16 protein-coding genes and 1 tRNA gene are annotated in these 14,209 nt (G+C 64.5%); 7 read left to right on the top strand and 10 right to left on the bottom strand.

Annotated features, from left to right (window positions below; genetic code table 11):
* Positions 1–54: 54 nt before the first annotated feature.
* Positions 55–129 (bottom strand) — tRNA-Gly (locus tag IVB29_RS03400).
* 276 nt (positions 130–405) lie between these two features.
* Between IVB29_RS03400 and trxA the strand changes: the two genes are divergently transcribed.
* Entirely contained in the window at positions 406–1,326 is a 921-nt protein-coding gene (gene trxA, locus IVB29_RS03395; protein WP_247501980.1) for a thioredoxin, read from the top strand.
* A 33-nt stretch (positions 1,327–1,359) separates the two neighbouring features.
* Positions 1,360–2,037, top strand: a complete 678-nt coding sequence (locus IVB29_RS03390; RefSeq protein ID WP_247501979.1) for an LON peptidase substrate-binding domain-containing protein — start codon at positions 1,360–1,362, stop codon at positions 2,035–2,037.
* Between the two features lie 3 nt (positions 2,038–2,040).
* On the opposite strand, the gene IVB29_RS03385 is transcribed toward IVB29_RS03390, so the two are convergent.
* From IVB29_RS03385 to IVB29_RS03375, 3 genes are all read right to left on the bottom strand, one after another.
* Positions 2,041–2,634 (bottom strand): cytochrome b/b6 domain-containing protein, encoded by a 594-nt coding sequence (locus IVB29_RS03385; RefSeq protein WP_247501978.1) that lies wholly within the window; start codon positions 2,632–2,634, stop codon positions 2,041–2,043.
* Between the two features lie 32 nt (positions 2,635–2,666).
* Positions 2,667–2,945, bottom strand: a complete 279-nt coding sequence (locus IVB29_RS03380; protein ID WP_247501977.1) for a PepSY domain-containing protein — start codon at positions 2,943–2,945, stop codon at positions 2,667–2,669.
* 199 nt (positions 2,946–3,144) lie between these two features.
* Complete coding sequence (locus IVB29_RS03375) at positions 3,145–3,495, bottom strand: hypothetical protein (RefSeq protein ID WP_247501976.1); 351 nt, start codon at positions 3,493–3,495, stop codon at positions 3,145–3,147.
* Positions 3,496–3,600: 105 nt separating this feature from the next.
* On the opposite strand from IVB29_RS03375, the gene IVB29_RS03370 reads away from it, so the two are divergent.
* Both IVB29_RS03370 and IVB29_RS03365 read left to right on the top strand, forming a co-directional pair.
* A complete protein-coding gene (locus IVB29_RS03370) occupies positions 3,601–4,131 on the top strand; it encodes a TetR/AcrR family transcriptional regulator (RefSeq protein ID WP_247501975.1) in 531 nt (176 codons plus the stop codon).
* A gap of 45 nt (positions 4,132–4,176) precedes the next feature.
* Positions 4,177–4,374: a Trm112 family protein gene (locus IVB29_RS03365; RefSeq protein ID WP_092232493.1), complete on the top strand. Its 198-nt coding sequence runs from the start codon at positions 4,177–4,179 to the stop codon at positions 4,372–4,374.
* A gap of 67 nt (positions 4,375–4,441) precedes the next feature.
* On the opposite strand, the gene IVB29_RS03360 is transcribed toward IVB29_RS03365, so the two are convergent.
* A complete protein-coding gene (locus tag IVB29_RS03360) occupies positions 4,442–5,662 on the bottom strand; it encodes a ubiquinone biosynthesis hydroxylase (protein WP_247501974.1) in 1,221 nt (406 codons plus the stop codon).
* A gap of 150 nt (positions 5,663–5,812) precedes the next feature.
* On the opposite strand from IVB29_RS03360, the gene tesB reads away from it, so the two are divergent.
* Positions 5,813–6,676: an acyl-CoA thioesterase II gene (gene tesB / locus IVB29_RS03355; RefSeq protein ID WP_092027739.1), complete on the top strand. Its 864-nt coding sequence runs from the start codon at positions 5,813–5,815 to the stop codon at positions 6,674–6,676.
* Between the two features lie 13 nt (positions 6,677–6,689).
* Here the strand turns inward: tesB and IVB29_RS03350 are convergent, their stop codons facing one another.
* Genes IVB29_RS03350 through IVB29_RS03335 form a run of 4 tightly spaced genes read right to left on the bottom strand, consistent with a single transcriptional unit; the run spans position 6,690 to position 11,663 of the window.
* The gene (locus tag IVB29_RS03350; protein ID WP_247501973.1) at positions 6,690–7,652 is read right to left on the bottom strand and encodes a tripartite tricarboxylate transporter substrate-binding protein; all 963 of its coding nucleotides are present in this window, start codon (positions 7,650–7,652) and stop codon (positions 6,690–6,692) included.
* 54 nt (positions 7,653–7,706) lie between these two features.
* On the bottom strand, positions 7,707–8,924 hold the full coding sequence (locus IVB29_RS03345) for a CoA transferase (RefSeq protein WP_247501972.1): 1,218 nt from the start codon (positions 8,922–8,924) through the stop codon (positions 7,707–7,709).
* 24 nt (positions 8,925–8,948) lie between these two features.
* Positions 8,949–10,088: a MaoC family dehydratase N-terminal domain-containing protein gene (locus tag IVB29_RS03340; RefSeq protein WP_247501971.1), complete on the bottom strand. Its 1,140-nt coding sequence runs from the start codon at positions 10,086–10,088 to the stop codon at positions 8,949–8,951.
* 15 nt (positions 10,089–10,103) lie between these two features.
* Positions 10,104–11,663, bottom strand: coding sequence for an acyl-CoA synthetase (locus IVB29_RS03335; RefSeq protein WP_247501970.1), 1,560 nt, complete (start codon positions 11,661–11,663; stop codon positions 10,104–10,106).
* A gap of 185 nt (positions 11,664–11,848) precedes the next feature.
* On the opposite strand from IVB29_RS03335, the gene IVB29_RS03330 reads away from it, so the two are divergent.
* A complete protein-coding gene (locus tag IVB29_RS03330; protein WP_247501969.1) occupies positions 11,849–12,628 on the top strand; it encodes an IclR family transcriptional regulator in 780 nt (259 codons plus the stop codon).
* A 91-nt stretch (positions 12,629–12,719) separates the two neighbouring features.
* Here the strand turns inward: IVB29_RS03330 and IVB29_RS03325 are convergent, their stop codons facing one another.
* Positions 12,720–13,613, bottom strand: coding sequence for a DUF4339 domain-containing protein (locus IVB29_RS03325; RefSeq protein ID WP_247501968.1), 894 nt, complete (start codon positions 13,611–13,613; stop codon positions 12,720–12,722).
* Between the two features lie 253 nt (positions 13,614–13,866).
* Here IVB29_RS03325 and IVB29_RS03320 point away from each other — a divergent pair, with 253 nt between their 5' ends.
* The gene (locus tag IVB29_RS03320) at positions 13,867–14,205 is read left to right on the top strand and encodes a P-II family nitrogen regulator (protein WP_007604102.1); all 339 of its coding nucleotides are present in this window, start codon (positions 13,867–13,869) and stop codon (positions 14,203–14,205) included.
* Positions 14,206–14,209 lie beyond the last annotated feature (4 nt).

The following is a 14,209-nucleotide window of genomic DNA, read 5'->3' as shown; positions in this document are numbered from 1 at the left end:
CCAGGAGCCGCCTGAACCGGCGCTGAACAGCCCAAAATCTGCCAAGAGGTAAATTGGAGCGGGCGAAGGGGCTCGAACCCTCGACCCCGACCTTGGCAAGGTCGTGCTCTACCACTGAGCTACACCCGCATCCTGTGTCGACCGCGTGACGCGCCCGGCAACGGCTGTCGTATGCCAAAACCGGGCGGGGAATGCAACAGCTACCGGCGGGATAGATTCGCGATCCGGGCCCTATATGGACCCCGAATGCGGCCAAATGGCCCGGAAATGCCCCAGAACCGGCGAATCGATCCCGATGGATTGAAATTCGGCCGTCCCGGCCCAATTTAGGAGCCGACGACAAAGCATATGCATTGGCGACGTGCTAAAGAGCCCGCCATTCCAGACATCAGACGAGGGAATCCCGTGACGATCATCGACCAGGGTAACGGAGCGGGCCCGGCTGCGGCCGATCTGATTAAGGACACCACGACCCAGACCTTCGTGAACGACGTCATCGAGGAATCGAAGCTGCAGCCGGTGCTGATCGACTTCTGGGCGGAGTGGTGCGGTCCCTGCAAGCAGCTGACCCCCATCCTGGAAAAGGCGGTCAAGGCGGCCAAGGGCAAGGTCAAGCTGGTCAAGATGAACATCGACCAGCATCCGGCGATCCCGGGCCAGATGGGGATCCAGTCGATCCCTGCCGTGATCGCCTTCGTCAACGGTCAGCCCGCCGACGGTTTCATGGGCGCGGTGCCGGAGAGCCAGATCAACGCCTTCATCGAAAAGGTCACCAAGGGCGTCACGGCGCCGGGCGAGGCGAACATCGCCGAGATTCTCCAGGAGGCCGAGGCCGTGCTCGCCGAGGGCGATGCCGCTGCGGCCGCCCAGATCTACGCCGAAGTGCTGCAGCATGAATCGACCAACATCGCCGCCCTCGCCGGGCTGGCAAAATGCTACGCCGTCTCCGGCGCGATGGAGCAGGCCAAGCAGACGCTCGCCATGGTGCCGGAGTCCAAGCGCAACGACCCTGCCGTGAAGGCGGTGCAGGCCGCGATAGATCTCGCCGAGCAGGCTGAATCGCTGGGGCCGGTGGCGGAGCTGGAACAGAAAGTCGCGGCGGACCCGCTCGATCATCAGGCGCGATTCGATCTTGCGACCGCGCTGAATGCGCAGGGCAACCGCGCGGCCGCCACCGAGCAGCTGCTTGCGATCGTCAAGCGCGACCGCAAATGGAACGACGACGGCGCCCGCAAGCAGCTCGTGCAGTTCTTCGAGGCCTGGGGCGGCGCGGATGATGCAACCGTCGAGGGACGCAAGCGCTTGTCGATCATCCTGTTTTCTTAAGGAAGACGCGCGAGCGACGTCAGCGGGGACCAGATGCCGATCAACATCGAATATCGCGGACCCGCCGACCTCCCCGAGATCATTCCGGTGTTTCCGCTGCCGGGCGCGCTGTTGCTGCCGCGCGGCCAGATGCCGCTCAACATCTTCGAGCCGCGCTACCTCTCGATGGTCGACGACAGCTTCCGCGACGGCCATCGCCTGATCGGCATGATCCAGCCTGATATCGCGCACTCGCCGAAGGGTTCCGACAAGCCGACGCTATTCCGGGTCGGTTGCGTCGGCCGCATCACCCAGCTCGCCGAATCCGGCGACGGCCGTTACATCCTCGAGCTCACCGGCGTCTCGCGCTTCAAGGTGGTCGAGGAGCTCGAAGTGCTCACCGCCTACCGGCAGTGCAAGGTGGATTTCTTCACCTTCATCGACGACTTCACCGCGCGCATAGGCGAGGACGAGGTCGACCGCGAGGCGCTGCTGACGGTGCTGTCGGATTTTCTGAAGGCCAACAATCTCAAGGTCGATTGGGAAGGCGTCGAGAGCGCGCCGAACGAAGCGCTCGTCAATGCGCTGGCGATGATGTCGCCCTATGGCCCCGCGGAGAAGCAGGCCATGCTGGAAGCCATGGATCTGAAGACCCGCGCCGAGATCCTGATCGCGGTCACCGAGATGGACCTCGCCAAGAAACGCACCAGCGGCGATCCGCCGTTGCAGTGACACTCAGCTGTGATGCCGGATGCGCTTGCGTCCGCTGATCATCGCGCGGATCAGGTTCTCGCGCTGAAGAAGCCCCATCAGCACCACGCCCAACACGTGCAGCACGACCAGCACGATGACCGCGTCCGACGCATAGGCATGAGTGTCCTCGACCCACCACAGGCCGAAGAAGGTGACCGTCACCGACATCGCGCCGGTGATGGCCGAGACGGCGATGGCCAGCAGCAGGGCCACCAGCATCAGAGTGCCGGCCGGATTGAGCCCGATATAGCGGCCGGTCATGCCCCGGCGCAGATTCCAGAGATAGCGCGGCGCGGCCCGAAGCCTGACGCCGACCATGCGAAAGCGGGAATAGCGGCTTCCAAAAAAACCCCAGGCCAGGCGGAAGGCCAGGAGCCCGAGCACCGTGTAGCCGGCGATGCGGTGAAGCCTGTCGTAAACGGTCGGGGTGAACCACGCGGCCAGAATGCTGGCCGCGAAGGCCCAATGCCACAGACGCAGCGGGAGGTCCCAGACTGCGACCGTCCGCGAAACCGTTCGATCCGCGGGGGTCCTGTCGGACGCCCCGCGCGCTTCTGGCACCGCTTCGTCGATCAAGCCGGGACTATCCTCAAGCCTTACTTGAAACCTTACTTGGCAACCGTCTTCTTCAGGCTGAGATCTTCGGGGCTGTAGAACAGCTCGTAGAGCTTGCCTTCCTTGACGCCGTAGACTTCATAGCACGAGCCTTCGATCTTGGAGCGCCGCACTTCGTAACCCAGCGCTTTGGCCTTGGCTTCGGCTTCGCTCGCCGGCTTCCACGACGCCTTGTCGAGCTTGGTGCAATCCCTGAAACCGTCGGCCATGGCCGCCGAGCTCATCCCAATGCCGACCGTCAGTGCAATTGCAACAACACGAATGACCTTCACGAACGTCTCCTCCTCTGTCGTGCGCGCGCGGCGCGAAGCGGGGCCGAAGGAAGCAAAGGAGAGGGTGAAGTCAATCCGGTTTGGGGCCGGATTGCTTTAGAGTTATTCTAACGATCCGAAAAAGATCAGCGCGCTCCGTGTTCAGCGTGCATTTCGTGCGACGCTGCGGCCTTACGTCTCACGGGCCAGAGTCGCGTTGCTAGTAGCCGGCGACCGCGAGCGCGACGACGGCGCTGAGCGCCATCCAACCAAAATGCCGGCCACGCGTCGCCCATGCGTTGGCGAGCGCCGACAAGCCGTATACGCAGGCCATGGTGGTGACGATCCAGCGGCGTGCCGGCTCCGAGTCCATCCAGGGCGCCGCGATCAGCAGCACGCCACCGCCGATCCAGGCGACGGTCGAGGCCTGCCAGACCAGGCGGATCAGCGTCCGGAGCCGTTCCGGCTCGATCCGGGCGCGGGGAAACACCTTGGTCTCACCGAGGGTGCCATGGATGACGGCGACGGCTATGGCGGCGACGCCGGCACCTTGGAGCAAAAGATCACGCATCGACAAAGCTCCCGAGAATCTGTCCATACATCTGTGTATGGTGAGATAAGCGCTGGTTCGCCGGCTGTCAATACACTAGTGTATGGTCGAATTGCGGGACCCGACATGACCGAGCAGCTCTCCGCCGACGACTGGATCAAGGAAGGCGTGAAGGCGCTCGCCAGGAGCGGCTTCACGGCGCTGAAGGCCGATCCGCTCGCCAAGGCCATGGGCGTTTCGCGCGGCAGCTTCTATTGGCATTTTGCCGATCTCGGCGCGTTCCACGCGGCCGTGCTGAAACGCTGGCGCGAGATTGCGGCTGAGCAGATCATCGCCGACGTCGAAGCCGGAAGCGACGAGCCGCTGCAAGCGCTGCTGCGGCGGACTTTTGGCGCGCGGCTCGATGTCGAGCGTGCCGTGCGCAACTGGGCGGCGTTCGATGCCGCCGCGCAAGCCGCGGTCCGCGCGATCGACCGCCGCAGGATCGACTATATCGAGCGGCTGCTGGAGAAACGCGGACTTGCGCCTGCGACCGCGCAGGCCCGCGGGCAGATCCTGTACTGGACGTTTCTCGGCTTTGCCCTGTCGGGCACGCCGGCGCCGGCGGCACGGCTCCAGGGCCTGCTCGACGAAATTATGCGGATGGTTTCCGCCTAGACCGCGGTTTTCTGTGCTAGAGGCAACCGACCGTCGGAGACCACAATGAACGCGCCCACCGAACGCCCCGAAAACAGCGTCGATCCCAAGCTGCTGGAGATCCTGGTCTGCCCGCTGACCAAGGGCCCGCTGGAGTTCGATTCCGCCAAGCAGGAGCTGATCTCGCGGTCCGCAAAACTCGCTTATCCGATCCGCGACGGCATCCCGATCATGCTGCCGGAAGAGGCGCGCAAGATCGATTGAGGGCGGCGAATAGGGAATGGCGAGTAGCGAATGGATCCACTCGCTATTCGCTACTCACCATTCGCCCTCACAGTGCCTCGCCCTTCAGCAACCGCGGTATCTCGCCCGTCAGCCCTGCGGCTTGCCGAATGAAAAGATTCTTCAGCGGCGGGGCGCGGTCGACGAGACCTAACCCGATGTCGCGGACGGTGCGCAGCAACGTCGACTGGTTGGAGAACAGGAAGTTCAGCGAGTTGGTGGCAACGCCCATCGCCATGGTGTCGAAGCGGCGCCAGCGCTGGTAACGTTCGAGCACGTCGGTGCCACCGAGATCCATGCCGAGCCGCGCGGCATCGACCACGACCTCGGCCAGTGCTGCGACATCCTTCAGCCCCATGTTGAGACCCTGGCCCGCGATGGGGTGAATGACATGCGCGGAATCGCCGACCAGCGCGAGGCGCTCGGCGACGAAGGAGCGCGCGACGAAATAGGACAGCGGAAACGCGCGCGGCTTGTCGAGCGCCTTCACTTCGCCGAGATGCAGGCCAAAACGCTGCTCGAGCTCGCCATGAAATTCTTCGTCGCTGAGCGCAATGATGCGCGCCGCCTCGCTGCGACGCTCGGTCCAGACCAGCGACGAGCGTTTTCCCGAGAGCGGCAGGATCGCGAACGGACCGGCCGGCAGGAAGTGCTCTTCGGCGCGGCCCTCGTGATCGCGCTCGTGACCGACGGTGACGACGATGCCGGACTGGTCGTATTCCCAGCCATGGGTGGCGATGCCGGCGCGTTCGCGCAGTTTTGACCGTGCGCCATCGGCGGCGACAAGGAGACTTGCCGCAATCACGCTGCCGTCGCCGAGCGTTACATCGATGCCCGCGTCGCGCGCGTCGTAAGTTGCCACAGTCGTCGCGCGAAGATCGATGCCCTCGGCCTCGGCGCGCAGCACCAGCGCATCGATCAGGCGGCGGTTCTCGACCATGTGGGCAAAGGGCTCGCCCGGCGCGACGTCGCCGGCAAAATTCAGGAATGCCGGACGCGTGGCGTCCTCCAGCTTGGAATCGGTGACCACCATGTCGAGGATCGGCTGCGCCTCGCCCTTGACGTCGTCCCAGGCGCCGATCGCCTCGAACAGGCGGCGGCAGGCGGCCACGATCGCGGTCGCGCGCGGGTCGCGGCTCGGCCGTGTGGCAAGCGCGGGGTCGGCGACGATGACGGGAATCTCAGGTCCCAGCCCCTGACGCAACGCCAGAGCCAGTGCGAGGCCGGCAAACGCGCCGCCGCCAATGACAATGCTACCCTGTACCGACATACCCAAGTTTTCCTGCCAAAGTCCCAGTCAATTCTTGGTCTTGCTAGCAGACTATAGCTGGGCGAAACAGTGAGGTGAAACAAGGGCGGAAGCCCCTATTGTATCATTCCGGAGCACCCGACCCGGAATGACGGCAAGAAAGTTCACGCCATGTCCAAGAGCCTGTTCGACCTGATTTCGATCCTCGACCTCGAACAGCTCGAGGTGAATTTGTTTCGCGGCAACAGCCCGAAGACGGACTGGCAGCGGGTCTTTGGCGGCCAGGTGATCGGGCAGGCGATGGTTGCGGCTTGCCGGACCGTCGAAGGCCGGCTGCCGCATTCGCTGCATTGCTATTTCATCCTGCCCGGCGACCCGCAGGTTCCGATCATCTACCAGGTCGAACGGCTGCGCGACGGCAAGAGCTATTCGACCCGCCGCGTCACCGCGATCCAGCACGGCAATGCGATCTTCTCGATCATGGTGTCATTCCACGCCGAGGAGGAAAGCGCCTTCGATCACCAGGACAAGATGCCGGACGTGCCGCCGCCGGAAAAGCTGACCGCGGAGGAGGTTGCAAAGCAGCCGCAGTTCAAGGAGATGCCGGAGTTCATCCGCCGCTACTATGAGATGGATCGCCCAATCGAATTGCGCCCCGTCGAGATCGGCCGCTATTTCGGCCAGAAGGTCGACGACGGCCGCATCCATATCTGGATCCGCACGGCCGCAAAACTTCCTGATGATCCTGCGCTGCATCTGTGCGCGCTCGCCTACGCCTCGGACTTTTCGCTGCTCGACGCGATCATGGCGCGCTATGGCCGCACGCTGTTCGACAAGCGCATGATGCCGGCGAGCCTCGATCACGCGATGTGGTTCCACCGCCCGTTCCGCGCCGACGAATGGCTGCTCTACGCGCAGGATTCGCCGAGCGCGCAAGGCGGCCGCGGCCTGAGCCGCGGCCTCATCTTCAAGCCGGATGGTACGCTGGTGGCCTCAGTGGCGCAGGAAGGCTCGGTGCGCGAGCGCAGAACCTGATCTCGCTGCAACGTTAGCCGCCCTGCAAACCCGTCGCCTTGATCACTGGCCCCCATTTGAGCCGTTCCCGCGTCTCGAACCGGGCGAGGTCCATCGGCGTTCCGCCGGCCGGATCAAAGCCCAGCTCTTGCAGCCGCTTCCGCGTCTCGGGCAGGGCGAGCGCCTTGGCGAACTCGCCGTTCAGAAGCTCGATGATGGCCTGCGGCGTGTCGCGCGGCGCGTAGAAGGCATTCCATCCCGCCATCTCGAAATCAGGCACGCCCTGCTCGGCGACCGGCTTCACGCCCGGCAACAACTCGCTCGGCTTCAGCACGGTGACGCCGAGCGCCTTCAGCTTGCCATCCTCGATCTGGGTGCGCACCGCGGTCACCGTATCGATCAGCAGCGGCACCTGTCCGCCGAGCACGTCGGTCATCGCCGTTGCCGAGCCCTTGTAGGGAACGCCGAACATCGGCGCGCCGGTCACATCCTTGAGAAACTCGAAGATGACACGCGCCGTCGTGCTCGGCAGGGCGACGTCGATCTTGTCGGGCTTCGTCTTGGCCGCAGCGATCAGATCGACCACGTCGTTTCCGGCAAACGACGGACCGGCCGTGATCACCAGCGGCAGCTTGCCGACCAGGATGATCGGAGCAAAGTCCTTGTCAGGCGCGAAACCCATCGAAGGATACATGAACTCGTTCATGGTCTGGGTGGCGTTGGTGCCCATCAGCAGCGTGTAGCCGTCGGGCTCCGAATGCGCCGCCTGCTCGGCACCGATATTGCCGCCGGCACCGGGCTTGTTCTCGACATAGAAGCGCTGGCCGAGCGTGCGCGACAAATGGTCGGCCAGATATCGTGCCACGACGTCGGTGCCCTGGCCCGCCTGGTAGGGAACGATGATCCTGACCGGCTTGGTCGGAAACGTTTGCGCAAGGCTTGCGCAACTCCATAGCAGGGCCAGCAATCCCACGGCCCATCTCGCGGATTTCAGCATGATCGTTTCCTCCGATTATTTATTTTGATTGTTTTCCTGGTCGCCTTCTTATCGTTACGCGGTGTCCTTCCTTTGCGGCATGACGATGCCTGCGTCGATCAGGCGGTCGATCATCGCCTCGTCAAAACCGGCCCCCGCCAGAATGTCGCGGGCATGCTCGCCAAAGCGGGGCGGCCGTCGCTCCACGCTCCCAGGCGTCTGCGCCAGCTTCACGGGAATGCCGGGCGCGCGATGGCCCTCGCTTTCAACCAGCATGTCGCGGTGGGCGACATGGGCTTGCGCGAACGCCTGCGGCACCGTGTTGACCACGCCGGCGGGGACGCCGGCCTGCATCAAGTCGCGGCAGAGATCATCGGACTTGAATCCGGCCAGCGTCCGCTCCAGCTCGGTGCGAAGCGCTGCCACGTGACGGAGCCGATCGGCGTTGGTGCGGAAACGTGGGTCGTCGAGCAGGTCGCCGCGTCTCACCTTCTGGCAGAAGCGGCGGAACTGGCCGTCGTTGAGGATGCCGAGAAATATCTCGCCGTCGGCCGCCGCGAACTTGTCGTAAGGCGCGATGTTGGGATGGGCGCTACCGAGGCGGCCGGGCACGTTGCCAGAGCAGATCCAGTTCGCCGCGTGCGGGACCAGCAGGCCAAGCGCGGTGTCGAACAGCGTCACCTCGACACGCTGCCCCCGTCCGGTTCGTTCGCGCGCCGCGAGCGCCAGCAACACGCCGGTGAGCGCATTGTAGCCGGTGACGTAATCGACGATGGGAACGCCGACGCGCGTGGCGCCCGAACCTTCCGTCCCGTTGATGCTCATCAGGCCGCACATGGCCTGGAGCACGGCATCATAGCCGGGCAATCCGCCGAGCGGCCCGTCAGCGCCGAAGCCCGAGATCGCGCAGTAGATCAAGCGCGGAAAGCGCGCGGATAAATGCGCCTCGTAGCCGAGCCCCCAGCGCTCCATGGTGCCGGGCAGGAAATTCTCCACCAGCACATCGGCGTCCTTCAGCAGCGCGTCGAGCACCGCGCACCCTTCAGTGCGCGAGAGGTCGAGCGCCATGCCGCGCTTGCCGCGGTTGACGGCGCCGAAATACGCGGCCTGTCCGGCCGCATCGAACGGTGGCCCGAGACCGCGGGTCTCATCGCCCGACGGTGGCTCGATCTTGACGACATCGGCGCCATGATCGGCCAGCATCTGCGTGCACAGCGGCCCCGCCAGCACGCGCGAGAGATCGACGACCTTGAGGCCGGTCACCGCTCCGCGCGTGAGTTCGGTTGCGGGCATGCTCGTTCGCCCAGTTGGTTACTGTTAGCTACGGCTTGGCAATTCCACGATACCGGTGCCGAGTACGGAGAGCTCGTCGTCCTGGTTGCGCGCTTCCTGTTCGATCTCGACGAGGTGACGGCCGTTCTCGACGAACTTGCGCTTCACCTTGCCCTTGATGAACAGGATGTCGCCCTCGGGATTGTGCCGGCGGATCTTGCAGGTCGCGCGGCGCAGGAAACCGTCATCGCCCATCCAGTTGGTGAGGTGATGGGTCAGCCAGGAGCAGCGTTCCGGACCGTAATCATAGGCGCCGGGCGCGCCGACTTCGAGCGCGAATTCCTCTTCCCAATGCACGCGCTCGGGACAGTCGGGGATATTGAAACGGTTCGGAATGCCGAGACCGCGGTGGGCGTCCTGCAGCTTCCAGGCGAGCTTGTTGGCGCGGATGTAGAGACCGCCCCAGCCTTGTGCATAGGCGATGAAGCCGGTGACCGTCATCGGGCCCTTCAGCATCACCGGCAGCGCCTCGCCTTCGGTGACGTCCTGCCAATAGCGCGGCCGCGAACCCTGAATCCGCTCGGCGGCATAGTGCTTGTAGGCTGCGGCGAGCTCCTCGTCGCTGTAGCGGCGCGGCGCGCGGGCCTTGACCTCGCTGTATTTGGTGCCCTGGTCGCGCGCATGGTCGCGCTCGGTCCGGAAGCACCAGCTATCCGCTTCGGCGACGAGGTCGCCCTGCTGGTTGAAGAAATCGACGTGATAGGTCTGCTGGATCGCCCGACCCGCGAAGCGCGTCTGATGCTCGACGAGGTCTTTCAACTTTGCCTCGGTCGAAATCACGTCGTTGCGCCTGACAGCCTTGTGCCAGGTCCAGTCCGCGCCCGACCACATGGCGTGGACGCCGGGCATGCCGCCGACATAGCCGGACACGATGCGGCTGGTCGAGAACAGGAAGCTCGGCAGCGCGACGATGCCGCCATAGCTGGACTTGGCGGCGTAATCGGGATCGCACCAGAGCGGGTTGTCGTCGCCGATGCCGTGCGCGTAGTGACGGATGTTGTCGCGCGTCGCCTCGTAGCACCAGGGCTCGGCGGTCACGCCGATGGTGACGCCGATGCGCTTGCGCAGATCGTCGAGGCCCTCTTCGGTGATCTTCGGAAATCTGCTTTCGATCTTGTCCAGCATGTGGCGTTCCTTCCTCTAGCTTGTTGCTTCTGATTGCTTGATTGCTTCGCGGTCCCGCAGCACCTTGCGATTGACCTTGCCGGCCGGCGTCTTCGGCAGCTCTGTGACGAAGCTGACGAGGCGCGGATATTCGTGATGGCTGAGGCGCTGGCGCACGACGTTCTGAATCTCGTGCTCGAAGGCCGCATCGCCCGGCCGTTCCGTGACCACGAAGGCCTTCACCACCTGGCCGCGCAGCGGATCGGGGACGCCGATGGCCGCGGCCTCGCGCACCTGCGGATGCTTGAGGATCGCATCCTCGATTTCGACCGCGCTCATGGTCCAGCCGGCGGAGATGATGACGTCATCGGCCCGGCCGCCGTGATAAAAGTACCCGTCCTCGTCGATGCGCCCGAGGTCCTTGGTCGCGATCCACGTGTCACGGCGCCAGACCTTCAGCTCGCCGGTCACACCGGTCGCGCACGGCCGCCCTTCGGCATCCTGCACTTCGACGCGGCCGCCGGGGATCGGCTTGCCCAGGGATCCCGGCTTGACGACGAAATCGCGCGCGCCGGGATAACTCACCAGGATCACGCCGATCTCGGTGGTGCCGTACATGCTGCACACCTGGCGGCCGAAGGTGTCGTTGACGAATGTCGCCGTCTCGCTGTCGATCGGTTCGCCGGTGAACGACAATTTCTCCAGCACGTAGCGGTAGCGCGGCGCGGCACCCGAATTCCGCATCATGCGGTAATGCGTGGCCGCCGCCGAGATGTTGGTGAACCGGTGCTGCTCGAGCGCAGCCAGCAGCCGCTCCGGATTGAACTTGCCGGCATAGGCCCCGATGGTGATGCCGAGCGCCAGCGGCGCCAGTGTGCCGTGCCAGAGCCCGTGTCCCCATGCCGGCGACGACGGGCAGATGAAGCGATCGCCCGGGCGCAGGCCGGTGCCGTACAGTGCCGCCACCATCAGCGTCACGATCGAACGATGCGTGTGCTTGACCGCCTCGGGCAGTTCGCGCGTCGTGCCCGAGGTGTATTGGAACAGGGCCATCGCGTCGGCCGCCGTATCGGGCGTGAAGTGCGGCGCGAAGCGATTCAACTCGTTCAGGAAAGCGTCGTCGGCGACCACCACCTCGGTGCCGATCCCGGCGAGCAGCGGCGCCTTCTCCGCATTGGTCACGATCAGCCGCGGCTTGCAATCGTCGACGCGCAGCTTGACGCCATCAGGGCCGAACAGCGTGAACAGTGGCACCGCGATGGCGCCGGCCTTCATGGTGCCGAACACCGACACGTAGAAGGCGCGCGAGGGTTCGAGCATGATCGCGACGCGATCGCCGGCCTTGATCCCGCGGCTCACCAGATCATGCGCGAAGCGCGAGGACGCGTCCGCGAGCTCGGCAAAGCCCAGCACCTCGTCCGGGCCGTCCGCGCGAACGACGATCACGGCCGGATTGGAACGGCCGGCGTGCCGGTCGATGCATTCATGCGCGATGTTCAGCTGCGCGCGATTGCCGTCGAACAATTCCCAGAGCTTCTCCGGGGAGAAGATCGTCTGCGCGGCTGCGTAGCTTGTGTAGTCGGTCAGCTTGGTCATGGCCGGCAAGATACCGACGACGCGCTAATTGTCAAATAGCACTGTCAATTGTATATATACAATTATCAAAGATCGCGGCGAACGCTGCTGCGCATGCGGCGCGGCAGGAAAGATCAAAGCCGTACCGGCGCGCCTGCGATGAGATGATGTTGTTGGCTCGCGGCCGCTGTTGTACCGATACAATCATGCCGAATGCCAAATCACCCCGCGTCCGTGCCGTCCCCGCGGTCACGCGCGCCGTCGCCATCCTCCGCCTGCTCAGCCGCAGCCCCACGCCGCAGGGGCTCAAGGCGATTGCGGAGACTCTCGATTTGGTGCCGAGCACGGCGTTGCACATCGTGCGCGCGCTGCTGGCAGAGGATTTGCTGCAGGTCGATCCGCAGACCAAGCGCTACAGCCTTGGCGTCGGCATGCTGCCGCTGGCGCGCGCCGTGCTCGAGAATGCTGCCGACTTTCCCAGCCTGATGCGGCCGAAGCTCGAAGAGCTCTCAAGCCGCTACGGCGTCATGGCGATCGGTGTCGAGGTGCCGGACCTGGACAACATGATCGTCGTCGCGCTGGCGCGCAGCCAGGCGCCGGTGCGGCTTCATGTCGACATCGGAAGCCGCTTTCCCGCGTTGATCAGCGCCACGGGCCGTTGTGTCGCCGCCTTCAGCGGCCAGCCGGACAAGGAGATCGAGAGGCGCTTTCGCCTGCTGCGCTGGCACAACGCGCCGAGCTATGATGCCTGGCGCAAGGAGGTCGATCAGGTGCGCAAGCAGGGTTTTAGCATCGATCGCGGCAATTACATTGCCGGCGTGACGATCGTCGCCGTGCCCGTCCTGAACGCGAAGGGGACGATCTCGCACACGGTCGCAGCCGTCGGCCTCGGCAGCCAGCTGGATCGCCCGACCTCGCTGGCGCTTGCGCGCGACATGCGCGCGGTCGCGGAAGCGATCGCCGCACAATTGGCGATTCACGCTTGATCGGTCGTGGGCGGCCGGGTCGCCCGTAAGCCGGACGCCCCAGCGGTGGTCTTCGCTCGCGCAGGAAGGCTCCGTGCGCGAGCGAAGATAATCAGAAGCTGCGAGCGGCAGCGCCGCGGTCGACGAGCGCAAATTGCGACACGAACCAACGGCCGTACCAGCGCAACATCCACGGGATCGGAATGATCAAGCTCGAGGCCAGCGAGAACACCACCGATCGCCACAGGATCTGCCAGCCGCTGCCGTTGAATACGACCTCGCGCCGCGTGCCCTCGATGTTCCGGCAATTCCAGCGCATCCAGAACGCGATCACCCAGGCCCAGCCGATGATGGTGATGGTCGAGATCATCATCAGGAGATACCAGCCGACATAGCCGATCGCGCTGCCCTGGAATGAGACCGGCAGACGCTCTCCATTCGAGGTGAGATTGGCGACGATCCAACGCATGATCACCCAGGCCAGGACGGCATTGACGACCACCGCAAGGAGCGGCGCGACCGAAATTCCGGTGAAGCTGGCGTAGGCCAGAAGCCCGTTGGCCATGAACGCCCACCAGATGTCCATCGGCTGGCCGGCAAAGCCGAAATTAGGCCGGCCCGGCACCTGGATGTGCGACATGATCCATTGGTAGAACCAGACCGCGACCCACGGCGCCGGAATGACCAGGATCGTGCCGATCACGAACACGATGCTGCGGCCGAGAAGACCAAACACGCTGAAATGAGGCACCAGCGGTCCACCGCCGGCCGCGCCCGCATAACCGCCGCCGCCCATCATCGGCGGCCCGCCGGCGGGCATCATCGGGGGCGCACCACTGCCGCCGATCAGGCCGGGGATTTCGGCGGCTTTCTGCCAGCCGGCCATGCCCTCGGACCACACCAGCGTATCCGGGCGCACAATGCCTTGCGCGACCAAGTCGCGGAATTGCCCGTCCGGATAGGGCCCCTGCTGCTTGCCCTCGGATGCGTAGAACCAACTCGCCATGAAGCGTCCCCCCTCAAACATACTTATGTACCCGCAGGGACGCTTAGGTTCACCGCTCGGGTTTACCGCATCCATGCGAAAAATGCATTGTGATGGATGAACGGCTGCCCTGTACAGAGGCGGCCGTTCACATGGCCAGACGTTTTTCCGCTTCAATCTGCAACATTTTTATGCCATTTGCCCGGAAAGATGCCAGATTGACGCGGCGCCGGGGACATACGGCGCAGCGCATCCCCGGGGAATAGGCCTGACCATGAAACTCGTCGTCGCGATCATCAAACCCTTCAAGCTCGATGAAGTCCGCCAGGCGCTGACAGCGATCGGCGTCCACGGCATGACCGTGACCGAAGTGAAGGGTTATGGCCGCCAGAAGGGCCACACCGAGATCTATCGCGGCGCGGAATACGTCGTGAACTTCCTGCCAAAACTGCGCATCGAGATCGCGGTGGCCTCCGACATCGCCGAGAAGGCCGTCGCCGTGATCACCGCGACCGCGCGCACCGGGCAGATCGGCGACGGCAAGATCTTCGTCACGCCGATCGACCACGCGATTCGCATCCGCACCGGCGAAACCGACAGCGACGCGCTCTAAACTT

This window comes from Bradyrhizobium sp. 1 (genome assembly GCF_023073315.1).
Classification (GTDB): domain Bacteria; phylum Pseudomonadota; class Alphaproteobacteria; order Rhizobiales; family Xanthobacteraceae; genus Bradyrhizobium.
Note: the sequence above shows the minus strand (reverse complement) of the source record. Positions and strands in the feature narration are given on the sequence as shown.

What these genes read in the sequence shown, in the direction of transcription:
- IVB29_RS03320 (WP_007604102.1), top strand. Translation starts at nt 13,867, where the DNA reads ATGAAACTCGTCGTCGCGATCATCAAACCCTTCAAGCTCGATGAAGTC.
- IVB29_RS03340 (WP_247501971.1), bottom strand. Translation starts at nt 10,088, where the DNA reads ATGCTGGACAAGATCGAAAGCAGATTTCCGAAGATCACCGAAGAGGGC.
- tesB (WP_092027739.1), top strand. Translation starts at nt 5,813, where the DNA reads ATGTCCAAGAGCCTGTTCGACCTGATTTCGATCCTCGACCTCGAACAG.
- IVB29_RS03350 (WP_247501973.1), bottom strand. Translation starts at nt 7,652, where the DNA reads ATGCTGAAATCCGCGAGATGGGCCGTGGGATTGCTGGCCCTGCTATGG.
- IVB29_RS03365 (WP_092232493.1), top strand. Translation starts at nt 4,177, where the DNA reads ATGAACGCGCCCACCGAACGCCCCGAAAACAGCGTCGATCCCAAGCTG.
- IVB29_RS03330 (WP_247501969.1), top strand. Translation starts at nt 11,849, where the DNA reads ATGCCGAATGCCAAATCACCCCGCGTCCGTGCCGTCCCCGCGGTCACG.
- IVB29_RS03335 (WP_247501970.1), bottom strand. Translation starts at nt 11,663, where the DNA reads ATGACCAAGCTGACCGACTACACAAGCTACGCAGCCGCGCAGACGATC.
- IVB29_RS03390 (WP_247501979.1), top strand. Translation starts at nt 1,360, where the DNA reads ATGCCGATCAACATCGAATATCGCGGACCCGCCGACCTCCCCGAGATC.
- IVB29_RS03360 (WP_247501974.1), bottom strand. Translation starts at nt 5,662, where the DNA reads ATGTCGGTACAGGGTAGCATTGTCATTGGCGGCGGCGCGTTTGCCGGC.
- IVB29_RS03375 (WP_247501976.1), bottom strand. Translation starts at nt 3,495, where the DNA reads ATGCGTGATCTTTTGCTCCAAGGTGCCGGCGTCGCCGCCATAGCCGTC.
- IVB29_RS03325 (WP_247501968.1), bottom strand. Translation starts at nt 13,613, where the DNA reads ATGGCGAGTTGGTTCTACGCATCCGAGGGCAAGCAGCAGGGGCCCTAT.
- IVB29_RS03345 (WP_247501972.1), bottom strand. Translation starts at nt 8,924, where the DNA reads ATGCCCGCAACCGAACTCACGCGCGGAGCGGTGACCGGCCTCAAGGTC.
- IVB29_RS03370 (WP_247501975.1), top strand. Translation starts at nt 3,601, where the DNA reads ATGACCGAGCAGCTCTCCGCCGACGACTGGATCAAGGAAGGCGTGAAG.